Below are 15221 nucleotides of genomic sequence, written 5' to 3' on the forward strand. Positions count from 1 at the left end.
TTTGAGAAAGCGTCATAAATAAATCGGCCTTAGTCATTACTTCGGTAAATCTCAAGGGATTTACTGAAACAATAACTAAAACCAAGAAATCTAAGGATGGTCTATGCATTTTAATTTCACTAACGAACATTTGGCATTTCGAGAAATGGCCTCCGATTTTGCTCGTAATAAACTAGCCCCAATGGCAGATTTATGGGATGAGCAGGGGTATTTTCCAATTGAAATTTTAAGAGAAGCTGCTCAGTTAGGTATGGCAGGAATAGTAGCGCGAGAAGATATAGGAGGCGCCCAGCTCTCTCGTTTGGATGCGGCACTCATATTTGAACAATTAGCTACTGGTTGTATTGCAACGAGCGCTTATCTTTCTATCCATAATATGGTTACTTCTTTGGTAGACCGTTATGGCAGCCAGGAAATTCGCAAGAAATGGGGGCCAAAATTAACTACTATGGAAGTGATAGCCAGTTATTGTTTAACAGAGCCGGAATCAGGATCTGATGCTGCATCCTTAAAAACCCGTGCGGTAAAAGATGGTGAGTATTATGTTCTGAATGGGGCGAAAGCATTCATATCTGGTGGCAGTGTTAGTGATGTGTATTTATGCATGGTACGGACAGGTGATGAATCTCATCATGGCATCAGCTGTTTGTTAATTGAAAAAAATACTCCTGGCCTGACATTTGGGAAATTAGAGAAGAAATTAGGCTGGCGTAATCAACCAACTTGCATGCTTTATTTTGAAAATTGTCGTGTGCCAATTGCAAATCGTGTTGGTGATGAAGGTATGGGCTTCAAAATTGCTCTGAATGCTTTGAATGGAGGGCGAGTGAATATTGCTTCCTGTTCATTAGGCGGTGCTCTTGCTTGCTTACGAATGACTCAATCTTATATGCATGAGCGCAAACAATTTGGTAAACCTTTGACTCAAATGCAAGCACTTCGATTTTATTTTGCTGATATGTTAACGGATTATGAAGCAGCAAGATTGATGGTTTATAGAGCTGCAACAGCTATGGACAATAATGATCCCAATGCGCCGATGTATTGTGCAATGGGCAAGAGGTTAGCTACCGATGTCGCATTTCGTATTAGCGATAAAGCGATGCAATTGCATGGAGGGTATGGTTACCTGCGAGACTATCAAATTGAAAGAATATTTAGGGATTTAAGAGTTCATCAAATTCTTGAAGGAACTAATGAAATCATGCGTGAAATTATTGCGAAAGCAAGTTTGGATGAAGAATATTTTATAGAGTAAGGAACAGGGGATTATTGATGAATTTAATTGAACAGGATATAGATAATAACGGGATTTTAACTTTAACTTTGAATAGACCAGAGAAACTGAATGCCTTGAGCACCGATGTTTTGCATGCGCTAAATGAATTATTCCATCAAGCGAAGTCCAATCCGAAAGTTAAAGCACTGTTGTTAACTGGACATGGTAAAGCATTTTGCGCTGGAGCAGATATTAATCGACTGGCTGAATGTGATGCTCAAACCGGTTATGAGTTTGCTTGTCATGGACAAGAAGTATTTCGACTTTTGGAGACGATGGGAAAACCTTCACTTGCTGCAGTGAATGGTTTTGCTTTCGGGGGTGGGTGTGAATTAGCAATATCTGCTACTCTTAGAATCGCTTCAAATAAAGCGATGTTTGGTCAGCCTGAAGTAAAATTAGGTGTTATTCCAGGATACGGTGGCACACAACGATTGGCTCGGTTAGTAGGCAAAGGTCGAGCGATGGATTTATGTTTGACAGGACGTTTTATCGATGCCCACACTGCCTTAAGCTGGGGTTTAGTGAGTGACGTAGTGGAGCCAGAGAATTTATTAGCCCAAGGAAAAAATATTCTAAATGGGATATTAAGTATGGCACCTTTAGCAATAGCCAGTGTGATGGAAGTTATAGATCATGGTTATGATTTATCACTGACGGATGCACTCCATCTGGAAGCAATTCATTTTGCAAAAGTTTGCGCCACAGAAGATAAAAAAGAAGGGGTAGCTGCATTTCTTGGTAAGAGGGCGGCGGATTTTAAAGGGGTTTAATTATGACTGAAGAGTTGCTGTTTTCTCAGGAAGGTCAATTGGGATTCATTACATTAAATAGACCTAAGGCTTTGAATGCTTTAACTTTAACTATGATCATGGCCTTACAAAAGCAATTGTCAATTTGGAAAGAAGACAATTCTATTAAAGCAGTCGTTGTGCAAGCTGTCCCAGGGAATGCTTTTTGTGCGGGTGGTGATATCCGTTGGTTATATAATTCCGGTCGCAGTAAAGAGTCGGAGCAAATGCAATTTTTTTGGCATGAATACAGGTTGAACCATTTTATTCATCATTTTGGTAAACCTTATATTTCTTTACTGGATGGGATTACTATGGGGGGAGGCGTAGGTATCTCCATGCATGGTAGCCATCCTATTGCCAGTGAACGTTTTGTATTTGCCATGCCAGAAACAGGGATTGGTTTTTTTCCTGATATTGGGGCCAGTTACTTATTAAATAGATGCCCTGGTTTTTTGGGAGTCTATTTGGGATTAACTGGAAATAAATTAGGCCCTCATGACGCCAGGAAAGCAGGTTTGGTAAAACAGGTTGTGTTTAATGAACATATGCAATCAATGATTGATGCTCTAAAAAATGAAGATTTGTCTGAAGATGCATTCAATCGTGTCGATCATTGTATTTCTTCTTTTGCAAGTGATGGTATGTCCACAGAGGCAAGTCAAATCAAACCTTTAATCGATGTTTGTTTCTCCAAGCCTACCGTTGAATTAATAAGAGAGTCGTTACAAAGCACGGAAGGTGTGTGGGCTCTCGGTGTGGATAATACATTACTGCAAAAGTCACCGCTGAGTCTTAAGATAACTCTTGCACAACTCCAGAAAGCGAAAGGTTTATCTTTAGCGGAATGTCTAAAAATGGATTTTGACCTGTCTGGTCATTTTATGCAAGGCAGTGATTTTTATGAAGGGGTTCGTTCATTATTGATTAATAAAGATAAAAATCCTCAATGGAAGCCATCCAGTTTGGATCTGGTGACTGACACCATGGTGGTGAATTATTTTGAGCGCTTGTCTTCTGGATTGGAGTTAATGGTACTGTAGTTTTCAGAATTGAATTGAGAACTATGTATCGACCTACATTGATACACCCCCTTATGGTTGTAGCACAGTTTGAAGCATAATCTGTGATGCAGCCGTAAGGGAGCAGCTAAATACAATCATTTAAAATACTGTCAGTTCAAAAATATCCTAATAAGAAAAATCGTTTTAGGCTTCTACCTGTAAGCAGCGATGATTACTGTATCTATCACAATTATGGGCGAAGTAATATTTTAGGTTAGACACAAATATTCGCTCACCATTTTCCATAAGGAAAATTCGCTCAGGTTGTAATTCGACATAGTTGGAATCCATCAAAATAGCTTTGTAAACACTGCTGGCATTAGCAAATACCCATCTATCCAGAAACGGTAAAATTTTATTAGGATCGTTGGTAAAGAAATTTTGATAAACATCGCTGAATAACTTATTTCTCATTTCATAATTGCTCTTAAAGTAGAAATTACTGCGATCCTGCTTATATTCTACAAATGGCGGTTTATTTGGATTTTTTTTCATGCCAGCCGAGATAGTTAAGGCAACAACAAGAGCTTTTGCAGGTTCAAACGTTAATTTAGTACCTAACAGATCAGAGCCGTTATTTTCTGCCAAGTAAGTATCTAATAGCTGAATAGCATCGTCAGTTAGTGGGTCTAAATAACTATTGATTAGAAACTCAGTGGCAATATTGGTGTCTGGATCATAAGTACAGCTAATATAAGTATTGTAAGTAAACTTATCAGGAGTAAACGGAGCTACTACTTTTTCAAGTATTTCTCCATGCACTTGATCGCAGTCCATTTGCTGTGATTCCAGAGAACCAGAGACGCGAATAATCTGAGTTGGGTAGTCTACATTTCTGGAATTAGGTGGAAGTAAACTAAAGTTGCTTGATTCATTCGAGTAAGATTTTACAAAAGCATTTTTACTAGTTGGAGTTTTAGTTAAAAAGAGGACTCCTTTGTCATTTTGGGGTTGGCTGAATGCACAAATGGGGAGAAAAACCAGTGGAGCAATAAAATGATTGAATCTCATAGCAAACTCCTTTTTTAAATTAAATCCTTTAATTTAAAGAACCAGTTTAGCAGGGAACAGATTAGACCAAATTTTAATCACAAGTGTTCGCATGAAAAAAGGTCTTAATTTTGAGTATACAGGAATCATTTTAATTCGCTATATCATGGATATGGAAAGTTTCTTAATAAATCTGGACTTACGAAAAACTCCAAGGTCAAGGCAAAAAAGGTTTTTTAATGAGGGAATTTAGACAAACTTAGTGACCAAATTAAAAATTTTTATATAGTGATTTGAATTTTAATTTACAATAACGAAGAGATTGGGGTTTTCGTAAGCATCTATAAATAAGGAAATAAGGTAGTGCTCTGTTGGCAATAATAGAGCACTACTAACTTATTGATTGTTAAAGTGAGATCAAATCAGTTCATTTAGGGGTTAGCAAGTTCCAGTATGAGGCAATCGTACCGGTTGAAACTCTTCCTGTTTTGTATTTGGTATTGTCTGATTTGGTTTTTTATCAAAAAGGAAAGTATAATTTTCCGTGTTGATAACTTCTTGTTTAGGTTCAACAATCGGTTCTTTTTGACCATAGGTTTTTGCAATTTTTCTAATATAATCCATGTCTTCGTCGAGATATAAATCAGATTCAATTTCATCATGCTCAAATTCAAGACGGTAGCGGTCATCAAGTTGTTGATTACGATTGGCATGCATATAAATACCGCCAGCGATTAAAGTCGCACAGGCAACAGCAGCAAAGGCGGCTGGAATCGCTATTGCTATAATTGGTGATGCGAAGAGTAGTGGTGGAAGAAACATGCTAATACCACTTAATACAATTAATCCAACCAAGGCGCCCAGACCAATGAGAGGTACTTTAGTAAAACCAAATAAATTTCTATCGGAGTTTGCATACCATGCTGCTCGCTCTTCATTAGTCGGGCACATGTAGTTTAAGCCCCTTCTTTGATAGTCATTGGACCCCATCCAGTAGAAGTTTCCTTCGGCCTCTAGATATTCGCGTGTTTTTTTACGAGCATAAAACTCTGCCCCAACTGCAATCAATGGCATTGCAATCATCATTGCTGGTAATAAGAAGGTAGCCATTGGAACAAAAAAAGCCGTAATCGTTGTTGCAACAGTAAATACCAAGGTTGCCAGTACCACTGGGCCAAAAGTTGCAGCTACGCCCCATGCTATTCCTTGAGCTACTTTATCGTTTGTTCTTAACAAGCTGGTTTGTTGGGGTTGGTGACCTAATAGAAAATAGGGCAAGTTAGCATGTGTTGCAAAAATATCATTCACCACACCGTAAAGGATTCCACTTAAATAAACAGAAGCACCCACAAATAAACCAGATATGATTGCTGTTAACCAAAAGGGGGCGGTAAAAAAAGCAGTGGATATAAACAGTAGAATTATTACAGCAGAAATACCAACACCAATAAATCCATTGCGCAATAATTTATGTAATATATCGTCCTGTGGTAATTCCTGACCTAATAGTCTGGGATTTCTGTACAATATTCTGTAAAAACCATGTTGTTTTAAATAGTTGACAGTAGAACCATCTTTATCTTTTGATTCTAATTCAATAATAAATTTATTAACGAGTTGAATAGCCAGATTTAAATTAATTTCGTTACTTAATTTTAATTGATAATTTTCTATTAATTGATAAATTTCATGCTCTCTGGAAAGCTGTTTTTTGGCATCCTCAAGTAACAAATTCAAAATCTTTATTTGTTGTGATTCACTGAATGCCTGTTTTCCGTATTGTTGCATTGATTTTCTTAATTCTGATTCTGGCGTTGACATATATAGCTCCACAAAAAAGGCATTATTATACTAATGAAAAACAATGTGGTCAATTAGTGTCTAATGGGTTTAAAAAGTGATTATTTTTTGTGGCCCAACTAAGGAGGTTTGAAATAGAGGAATGGATTACTTGATAAAAAACCAATGCCACTTTAATGAATAACGAAAAAATTGTTAATTTTGTACGCTTCCTTTACAATTCACAACATTTACCTAATTACTTAATTCGAGACTCATATGTCTGATTTTTATCAAGACTTTAATAAAAGACGCACATTTGCCATTATTTCTCACCCGGATGCAGGGAAGACTACTGTTACTGAAAAGTTGCTTCTTTTTGGTGGAGCTATTCAATTGGCAGGTACTGTTAAAGGCCGTAAAGCGGATAGACATGCTACATCGGATTGGATGGAAATGGAAAAAGAGCGCGGCATTTCGATAACCACCTCAGTGATGCAATTTGTACATAATCAACATGTAATCAACTTGCTGGATACGCCAGGCCATGAAGATTTTTCGGAAGATACGTATCGTACTCTAACAGCCGTGGATTCTGCGTTAATGGTGATTGATGTTGCCAAAGGTGTGGAAGAGCGGACTGTAAAATTAATGGAAGTCTGTCGTTTGCGTGATACTCCTATTATGACGTTCATCAATAAATTGGATAGAGAAGGGCGAGAACCTATTGATTTACTAGATGAAGTAGAATCGGTTTTAGGTATTCAGTGTGCGCCAATTACTTGGCCTGTTGGCATGGGGAAACGTTTCAAAGGAATTTATCATCGTTATCAAGATATTGTTTATTTGTATCAACAGGGAAGCAATGCAAAAAAAGCTGAGGCAATGCAGATAAAAGGGTTGGACAATCCTCAACTCGACGAGATTATTGGAGACAGCGCAAGCGAGCTGAGAGAGGAAATCGAATTGGTGAAAGGGGCGTCTCATGAGTTTAATATAGACGACTATCTCTCAGGAAAAATGACCCCAGTATATTTTGGCTCAGCAATTAATAATTTTGGTATTAAAGAATTATTGGATGATTTTGTTGAATATGCTCCAGGCCCTCAACCAAGAGCAACTCAAACCAGGGCTATTTATCCTAATGAAGAAGCATTTTCCGGCTTTGTATTTAAAATTCAAGCCAATATGGATCCCAAACACAGAGATAGAATCGCATTTTTGCGCGTTTGTTCAGGTTCTTACAAGAAGGGAATGAAATTAAGCCACTTGCGTATAGGAAAAGAAGTACAAATTTCTAATGCATTAACTTTTATGGCAGGAGACAGATCGCACACAGAGCTTGCTTTATCAGGTGATATTATTGGTTTGCATAATCATGGCACGATTCGTATTGGTGATACTTTTACGCAAGGTGAGCAATTGAAATTTACTGGTATCCCTAATTTTGCCCCGGAATTGTTTCGTCTTGTTCGGTTGAAAGATCCATTAAAGAGTAAAGCATTGCTGAAAGGATTAATTGAACTGTCCGAAGAGGGTGCTACTCAGGTGTTTAGACCGTTAAATAGCAATCAATTGATTTTAGGAGCAGTTGGGGTATTACAATTTGATGTGGTAGCACATAGGCTAAAACATGAGTATAAAGTGGACTGTATTTATGAAGCAGTCAATGTCTCCTGTGCGCGGTGGGTCTATGCTGAGGACGATAAGGCAATGAGCGAATTTCGCACTAAGGCATATGATTATTTGGCTTTGGATGGGGGAGATATGCTTATGTATTTGGCACCTACTAAAGTGAATTTGACAATGGCAGAAGAGCGTTATCCCAAGATTAAATTTTGTTCTACTCGGGAACACTAATCAATTGGATTTTATTTCGAGAAATTTCATTATTTATCATTGTAGGCGGGCTTCGCGGACTGGTGAATCCCCACGAATTTGTACAACTTTAAATGGCAGAATAGATGGGGATGACAGAGGCATTACTAAAATTGTACATTTTCGTGGGAATCTTTCAGTTCGCAGAGTTTGTCTTGACGAAAGAGGGCTCAGTACCAAACTATAATTAAGAATAGACTTCTCAGGAAACTCTACTACAGAGAAGCATTGCTTCGTTGGTACGGTGCTCGAATCCTTATGTACTGACGTGTACACTCTGGTTTGGTGCTCCGTTTCTCCTCGCACTGCTCTCTCTGTAGTGAGTTTCTGAAGAGGTCTAATTATAGAAAAGAGGACTGTAAATTTCTTAACCACATCCCATTGATGTCGGTTTGGAGTATTATTAGCCCAATTCTTTTATGCCGTACAAGTTGCTTTTACAGTATGTGGGCCAGAATTAGTGATTTGTACTTTTGCACCAGATTCAGCGCTTAGTTTTAGAGTGTCACCGGAGTGAACAGTCACTTTCATAGAATTACCTTTAGAAAGGGTAATGCCATTAATTTTACCGGCTTTGGCTAGTGCTTCCGCAAAAAGTTCGTTTGATGGGTCTTCACTAGCAATTTTACAATCTGCTTCTACTTCCCAATACAAATAATTAATGAATACCAGAGGCTCATTAGGTGGAAACTCATACTCTAGAGTGATACCGGGTTGCAGTGTATGAGTAACGCTTGAATGAGTATTTGTAGTAAATACTGCTGCTGCGCATAACATTGTAAAGCCGATTTTTCGTAGCATAGATATATCTCCATTATGAAAAATTAACAGGCTAAGATACATTTATTTTGCTTTATTGGCAAATTAAAGGGCATTTGCGCAGATTAAACCGGGTACCCACCCCGCAGGAGATTTTTATTGATATTTTCAACGGGTTACATTTCTCCTAATGCTTTGGCTATTGATTCGGTCATTATTTTGGCATCTCCAAAAAGCATATAAGTATTGTCATGAAAAAATAAATCGTTTTCTACCCCGGCATAACCTGGCGATAGACTGCGTTTTACGAATAATACGGTTTTTGCTTTTTCAACTTCCAGGACTGGCATTCCGTAAATTGGTGATCCAGGATCAGTTTTAGCTGCAGGGTTGGTGATATCATTTGCTCCAATCACATACGCCACATCACAGGTTGCAAAATCTCTGTTAATTTCACTTTGTTCAAAGACTCTATCATAAGGAATATTGGCTTCAGCAAGTAATACGTTCATATGCCCAGGCATACGTCCGGCAACTGGGTGTATCGCAAAGCGTACGCGAATGGAGCGAGATTCCAGTGCGTCTACAAGTTCTTTGACGGCATGCTGAGCATGTGCCACTGCCATTCCATATCCAGGAATTATAATAACATCCTTGGCATTACTTAACAGGAAAGCAGCGTCTTCACCATTACCTTGTCTTACATTACGTGATTCATTTCCGGAAAGTGCTTGTTTTGTATTTCCAGCTCCACTTATTCCCCCAAAAATGACATTGAAAATAGAACGATTCATGCCAACACACATGATATAACTTAAAATAGCCCCGCTTGATCCAACTAGCGCGCCTGTAATAACTAACAGGTGATTACTAAGGGTGAAACCTATTCCTGCAGCAGCCCAACCTGAGTAGGAATTCAGCATGGAAATGACTACTGGCATATCGGCTCCACCAATAGGGATGATCAGTAAAACACCGATAAGAAAAGACAATCCTGCTAATAGGCTAAAGAGGAGTATGCTTTGATTGCTTACAAAAAGGAAAAGTAAAACCAGAATTGTTAGCCCCATTAGTAAGTTAATGTAGTTTTGAGCGGGAAATCGAACAGGGATGCCTGACATGATCCCTTGTAATTTTAAAAAGGCAATGACAGAACCAGAAAAAGTAATGGCTCCAATTATTAATCCCAGACTCATTTCTATAAGGCTCGCTGTCGCAATTGCTCCTGGTGTGCCGATTTGAAAAGAGGTTGGTGATAAAAAGGCACAATAGGCTACCAGGACTGCTGCCATACCAACTAAAGAATGAAAGGCAGCAACCAGTTGTGGTATGGCCGTCATGTTAATTTTCAAGGCAATAATAGTTCCTATTATTCCACCGGCAATTATTAATGTGATTAAAAGGACATGATGAAAAGTGGTAGGCATCATTAGGGTAGACCCTACGGCAAGAATCATACCCAGAATACCAAGAAGATTTCCTTTTCTTGAAGTGGAAGGACTTGCTAATCCTTTTAAAGCTAATATAAAGCAAATTGCTGCCAACAGATAAAACAGTGGAACTATTGAATTCATTACTGATTCCGTCCTTTAAATCATTATTTTTTATACATGCGGAGCATGCGTTGAGTTACTACAAATCCACCAAAAATATTAATTGAGGTGATAAATATTGCTATACCACCTAGCCAGGTGATGTTTCCAATCAATTCACTTCCCGCAGCAATCAATGCACCGAGAATAATAATACTTGAGATGGCATTGGTTACTGACATTAAGGGTGTATGTAAAGCAGGTGTTACTTTCCAAACCACATAATAACCAACGAAACATGCGAGAACAAAAATGGTCAAGATTGTGATATATGGATTACCAAGTGTGTTAATCTCAGGCATGTTGTTTCTCCTTTACTGCTTGAAAGGGTAGATAAGTCCCCCTATGACAAAGAACAGCTTGTTGAGTAATCTCATCGTCAGGGTTTAAGTTAAATTCAGTTGGATTCTTAGCCAATAGGTTTATTAGATGTACCAGATTATTGGAATAGAGGTCACTTGCAGTAGCTGGTACAAGACCTGCCATATTACTTAATCCTATTATAGTAATTTCACCGTGTTTAATGGTTTTATTCAGAACACTAAGCTCGCAGTTTCCACCTCGAGAGGTAGCAAGATCTACGATTATAGAGCCTGGCTTCATTTGTTCTATAGTGCTTTTATAAATTAAAAGTGGGGCTTGACGTCCAGGTATTAAAGCAGTGGAAATAACAATGTCTGAAATTTTGGCGTATTGATCAATGAGTTCTGCTTGTAATTTTTTATATTCTTCAGTGGTTTCTGATGCATAGCCGGCTGCAGTTTCACTATCTTGTTCCTGACTTACTTCTATGAACTCGGCTCCTAAACTCTCAACCTGCTCTTTGGCAACGCGTCGCACATCAAAAGCATAAACCACAGCACCCAGTCGTTTCGCAGTTGCAATGGCTTGTAACCCAGCTACCCCAGCACCAAGAATGAGTACTTTAGCAGGTTGAATCATACCTGCTGCGGTCATCATCATAGGAATAGCTCTATGAAATTGAGTTGCAGCCTCCAGAACAGCCCTATATCCTGCCAAGTTAGCTTGAGAGGATAAGCTATCCATACTTTGCGCCCGACTTATTCGTGGAATGAGATTCATCGAAAATAAAGTGATTTGTTTGTCCAGGCACCATTTAACAAGTGGGCTAAGGGGATTATTGTCTACGTGGGCAATTATCAAAGCGCCTGTCGATAAACCCTTTAAATTTTGTGGATCAGGTTCGTTAAGACATAAAAGAATTTGAGTTTCTTTTAGTAATGTGCTTTTACTGTCGAAGATTTTGGCGCCAGCTTTTTCGAACTCTTCATTAGCAAAATCTGAATCAAGGCCAGCATTTTTTTCAATGCCGACTTCATAGCCTAATTTTATGTATTGCTTGACTGAGTTGGGAGTAATAGCTACTCGTGTTTCCTGATCAGATTCCAGCAGGGTTGCAATCATCATGGGAAAATCCTTCTTACCGTTATAGTTCTATCCTATTGTAATTTAGAATAATTTTCTACAGCATAAAATATTAATTTTGTATTTTTGAACTCAGAAAAAGCAGGGGGATTAGAAATGATAAGGGCGTATCAAATACGCCCTTGTTGTTAATTTGGTATAGACAGCAAGATTGAGTACAGTCCTGTTACTAAGGGTGGATTCCTCAGGAGTGCTTTTGGCTTCTCAGTCTAGTGCTAAGCTTGCACACCACACTCTCAATCTGGCCTCCAAAAATGTGCTGTTGGCTGAACAATGTTTACCGTCTATGATTCAATATTAGGCTAATATTGCAATTATTTCCACTTGATTATTACTATAAATTGCAAAGATTTTGTTAAACAGCATTTAGGCTTTATGCTTTCTTACTAAAGAGTGTTCCATTAAAAAGAGATGGAAAAGGTCTTCTGGAAGCATGGTTACCATTCCCTGTTCTTAGGAATATTTGTGTAAAATATATTTTTCCTTTTTCATCACGAGCGATACCGATGCCAGTAAGATCATAGTTGCCAACTATATTTCTTTTGTGTCCTGGACTGCGCAACCAATTTTTAACGACATCCTGTGCATTTTTATAGTTGTAGGCGACGTTTTCGGCACCTGCATTAGAGTTTTTAATTTGCGAATGTAATCTGTCAATGCGGTCTTTAAAATATTTATGGCCGAAGGGGATGGAGTGTTTGGCCATATCAACGGAATGATTTTTTGCTTCTTTCACGAGGCTGTTATCCATTTTGAGAGCAGATAGGCCGTGCTGCTGCCGGTAGTTGTTGATATATACTAATATTTCATTTTGAATTGCAGTGTCATTCGCAGTATTTTTTGTATTGGACGCTGCATAAGTGGGCAAGAAGAGGCCATATACCAGCACAGCCAATATTGTTATTAATTTACCTTTTGTCAGATTCATATCAAATCCTCATAATTTATTGTTAAGAACTAAGGAATAATTTTGATCTGAATGGTTACTAAAAAACAGGCATTTGTCCAGTAGTTGTAAGAACTAAAAATTCACTAATTGATTTTAATTTATTTAATTTGATCTTAATTTTTTTAAAAATAGGAATGGCTTCATTCGCAATCCAACAATTAGACGAAGAGTGAGGTTACGAAAGAGGTCTAATTTAAATAAGTGAGCATTTAATACAATGAAACCTGACATCCTTTATACTCTTTGAGTTATATTTTTTTACTCAATTTTTCGATGGCTTCATCAATTTCTTCGACTTCTCCGGAGTAATGGTAATAAATACGATTGTTTGGACAATCAATAATGCATAATTGTTCTTTAGGTTGGTTGTCAAATTGTTTGAATATCCAGTAAATAGCTTGAGAATGATCATTTTTTACTTCTTTTAATAGATCAACCATCTTATCTTCTTCAATTTCAGAATGTGTACAAACTAAGCCCGCCGAAGAAAGAGTGATTTTATACGCAAAATGTTTTTCTTTCATGATGACACTCCATTCAATTCATCATATTAAAAATGGTTTTAAAGACCAATTTAAAAGGCTTGATTGATTAAATTATAGTCGCTAATGCCTGATAAAGATAAAAAATTTAAATAGAATAATGCAGAAAACAATCCAGCAGTCAGAGAGTCACAAAAAAATTATAGAAAAGAGAGCTAAAAAGAGGAACAAAGGGCACCATATATTTCAAAAATATTAGTGTTCTATAATTTAAAAGAATGGATATAAATTAATGGGCATTGGATAACATGGCTTCATCCAAGTATTACAAGGAAAGTATGACATTGCTATTTGAGGGATCTCGAAGAGCAATTCCGTTCAATATTATATTAGCTACCTTGCTTGCTTTTGACCTTATTTATAATGATGTGCCCATATTGATAATAGGGGGCTGGTTTTCCGGTATTTTATTTATAAGTCTGGTAAGAAGTTTTTTCTGTTGGAAAATAATTAAGCAGGGAGTCGACAAAAATAAAATACCACTTACATTAATCAAATTTTGCCTTCTTACTCTGGTCACGGGCAGTATATGGGGAGCATGTTACTTCATTACTCTGCCTTATTTAAATGAACTTCATGAATTTATTATTATTTTGGTATTTGGTGGAATGTGTGCCGGGTCAATTGCTTCATTATCTATTTATTTACCGGCTTATTATGCCTATGTCCTTCCGATGCTTTTACCCGTGATTGTTTATAATTATGCATTGTTAAATGTCGATAGAACTATTTTGGCAACCATGTTTCTGCTATTTGTTGTTATGCTTATTATTTCTGCAAAAATTAATAAAAGGTTACTCAATGAAAATTTTCAATTGTTTAATGAAAAAGAACTATTAATTAATGAATTGAAAGTGATATCAATAACGGATTCTTTATCAGGATTATATAACAGGCGATATTTTGAAATCACCTTTCCACAGGAGTTTAATAGAGCAAGACGTAATAAATATTTTTTAAGCCTAGTATCTATGGATGTAGATAATTTTAAATTAATTAATGATAATTTTGGACATCCCTTCGGCGATAGGTTTTTAATTAGCGTCGCTGATTTTTTAAAAAAAATATTTCGGCGTTCAAATGATATAATATTTCGGTTAGGCGGCGATGAGTTCGCAGTAATCATTGCTAATCAGCCAATCAAAGAAACAATATCGATTTGTCGATCAATTAAAAATCACTTTAAAACAGAAACTTTGAATCGTGACTATCATTCCAATGAACTATTACTAATGAATAATGTTACTTTAAGTATGGGAATTGTTAATATTCATTTTGAAAGTTCATCTAATATAGAATACGCCATTACTTTGGTAGATGAGGCATTATATCAAGCTAAAAAAAATGGAAAAAACAGAATTGTAGTAAAAAGTCTGTATTAATATCATACTATTCTATAGTTTAATTAGACCAAAATTTAACTTCCTTCCTTTATTTCCAATTTAATTAGAAGGGTACCTCGGGAGTTGTTTGCCGCATTAAAGATTTATAAATTGACAGTAAATCCTAATAAAATTCCATGTAAAACGGGGATATTTGAAACGCTGCCAGTTTTTGAGTTGAAGTTTAATTTGACATTAGGATCATTACCAAAAACTCCTTGATACAACAAGCTCAAGCTGGCCAAAGCAGTAATGGGGTATCCAAAACCAGCTTGAATCTCTCCCGCTAGTTGTGAAATTTCATTTATGGGGTAGAGTTCAACTTGCCAGTTTCGGTAAGCTACGCCTCCTTTAAATTGGGCAAAAAAAGAGCTCCCGAATAATGGATCGCTTTTGGCAGTGACTAATAAATCCAGCATTGGACTAAGATTAGTTTTTACTGGTAGCCAACCTAGGACAGTTAATGTGTCACGTGGGATATTTAAACGCATTTTATTCCCATTTTGCACTCCAAGCTCTAATCCTAAAGCAAAATCCCCACTAAGCAATAATTCATTACCCAAAGCCAAACGGCCTAATGCTGTTTTTCCGTCTTTGGAGTACACATGTTGATATCTGCCACTTCCAAAACTGGCGATAATTGTCCATGGTTGATCTTGAGAAGTAGGCTCAGGATAATAACCATCAGCAAATACGTTGATTGATAATAAAATTCCTATTGTAATTGCTTGTAATTTCATTCTCATCTTTCATATCCCTGATTGAATTGG

The 15221-nt window shown here is 37.2% G+C and carries 14 protein-coding genes; 5 read left to right on the forward strand and 9 right to left on the reverse strand.

The window, feature by feature from the left end; all coding sequences use genetic code 11:
• Positions 1 to 103 precede the first annotated feature (103 nt).
• From ACZ5EK_RS04565 to ACZ5EK_RS04575, 3 genes are read left to right on the forward strand one after another with little or no spacing between them, the layout of a single operon-like run.
• Complete coding sequence (locus ACZ5EK_RS04565; protein ID WP_464431617.1) at positions 104 to 1258, forward strand: acyl-CoA dehydrogenase family protein; 1155 nt, start codon at positions 104 to 106, stop codon at positions 1256 to 1258.
• A gap of 17 nt (positions 1259 to 1275) precedes the next feature.
• Positions 1276 to 2052: an enoyl-CoA hydratase/isomerase family protein gene (locus ACZ5EK_RS04570; RefSeq protein ID WP_464431618.1), complete on the forward strand. Its 777-nt coding sequence runs from the start codon at positions 1276 to 1278 to the stop codon at positions 2050 to 2052.
• 2 nt (positions 2053 to 2054) lie between these two features.
• Positions 2055 to 3113, forward strand: a complete 1059-nt coding sequence (locus ACZ5EK_RS04575; RefSeq protein WP_464431619.1) for an enoyl-CoA hydratase/isomerase family protein — start codon at positions 2055 to 2057, stop codon at positions 3111 to 3113.
• 165 nt (positions 3114 to 3278) lie between these two features.
• Here ACZ5EK_RS04575 and ACZ5EK_RS04580 read toward each other — a convergent pair whose 3' ends face one another.
• Positions 3279 to 4145: an Lpg0189 family type II secretion system effector gene (locus ACZ5EK_RS04580; protein WP_464431620.1), complete on the reverse strand. Its 867-nt coding sequence runs from the start codon at positions 4143 to 4145 to the stop codon at positions 3279 to 3281.
• A gap of 417 nt (positions 4146 to 4562) precedes the next feature.
• The gene (locus tag ACZ5EK_RS04585; protein ID WP_464431622.1) at positions 4563 to 5945 is read right to left on the reverse strand and encodes a hypothetical protein; all 1383 of its coding nucleotides are present in this window, start codon (positions 5943 to 5945) and stop codon (positions 4563 to 4565) included.
• Positions 5946 to 6182: 237 nt separating this feature from the next.
• Here ACZ5EK_RS04585 and ACZ5EK_RS04590 point away from each other — a divergent pair, with 237 nt between their 5' ends.
• Positions 6183 to 7763 carry a peptide chain release factor 3 gene (locus ACZ5EK_RS04590; protein ID WP_464431623.1) on the forward strand — a complete coding sequence of 527 codons (1581 nt, stop codon included), beginning with the start codon at positions 6183 to 6185 and terminating at the stop codon, positions 7761 to 7763.
• Between the two features lie 435 nt (positions 7764 to 8198).
• On the opposite strand, the gene ACZ5EK_RS04595 is transcribed toward ACZ5EK_RS04590, so the two are convergent.
• The 6 genes from ACZ5EK_RS04595 to ACZ5EK_RS04620 all read right to left on the reverse strand — a co-directional run bounded on the left by ACZ5EK_RS04595 (position 8199) and on the right by ACZ5EK_RS04620 (position 13051).
• Positions 8199 to 8582, reverse strand: coding sequence for a hypothetical protein (locus ACZ5EK_RS04595; protein WP_464426829.1), 384 nt, complete (start codon positions 8580 to 8582; stop codon positions 8199 to 8201).
• Positions 8583 to 8716: 134 nt separating this feature from the next.
• Positions 8717 to 10114 (reverse strand): NAD(P)(+) transhydrogenase (Re/Si-specific) subunit beta, encoded by a 1398-nt coding sequence (locus ACZ5EK_RS04600; RefSeq protein WP_464431625.1) that lies wholly within the window; start codon positions 10112 to 10114, stop codon positions 8717 to 8719.
• A gap of 23 nt (positions 10115 to 10137) precedes the next feature.
• Positions 10138 to 10434 carry a proton-translocating transhydrogenase family protein gene (locus tag ACZ5EK_RS04605; RefSeq protein ID WP_464431626.1) on the reverse strand — a complete coding sequence of 99 codons (297 nt, stop codon included), beginning with the start codon at positions 10432 to 10434 and terminating at the stop codon, positions 10138 to 10140.
• Positions 10427 to 11560 (reverse strand): Re/Si-specific NAD(P)(+) transhydrogenase subunit alpha, encoded by a 1134-nt coding sequence (locus ACZ5EK_RS04610; RefSeq protein WP_464431628.1) that lies wholly within the window; start codon positions 11558 to 11560, stop codon positions 10427 to 10429. Before ACZ5EK_RS04610 ends, ACZ5EK_RS04605 begins: the two co-directional genes overlap by 8 nt.
• Before the next feature lie 391 nt (positions 11561 to 11951).
• Entirely contained in the window at positions 11952 to 12506 is a 555-nt protein-coding gene (locus ACZ5EK_RS04615) for a CAP domain-containing protein (protein ID WP_464431629.1), read from the reverse strand.
• A gap of 269 nt (positions 12507 to 12775) precedes the next feature.
• Positions 12776 to 13051 carry a hypothetical protein gene (locus ACZ5EK_RS04620; RefSeq protein ID WP_464426834.1) on the reverse strand — a complete coding sequence of 92 codons (276 nt, stop codon included), beginning with the start codon at positions 13049 to 13051 and terminating at the stop codon, positions 12776 to 12778.
• Positions 13052 to 13317: 266 nt separating this feature from the next.
• On the opposite strand from ACZ5EK_RS04620, the gene ACZ5EK_RS04625 reads away from it, so the two are divergent.
• Positions 13318 to 14451: a GGDEF domain-containing protein gene (locus ACZ5EK_RS04625; RefSeq protein ID WP_464431631.1), complete on the forward strand. Its 1134-nt coding sequence runs from the start codon at positions 13318 to 13320 to the stop codon at positions 14449 to 14451.
• 104 nt (positions 14452 to 14555) lie between these two features.
• On the opposite strand, the gene ACZ5EK_RS04630 is transcribed toward ACZ5EK_RS04625, so the two are convergent.
• Positions 14556 to 15197: a hypothetical protein gene (locus ACZ5EK_RS04630; protein WP_464431632.1), complete on the reverse strand. Its 642-nt coding sequence runs from the start codon at positions 15195 to 15197 to the stop codon at positions 14556 to 14558.
• Positions 15198 to 15221 lie beyond the last annotated feature (24 nt).

This window comes from Legionella sp. JM-2024 (assembly GCF_055389095.1).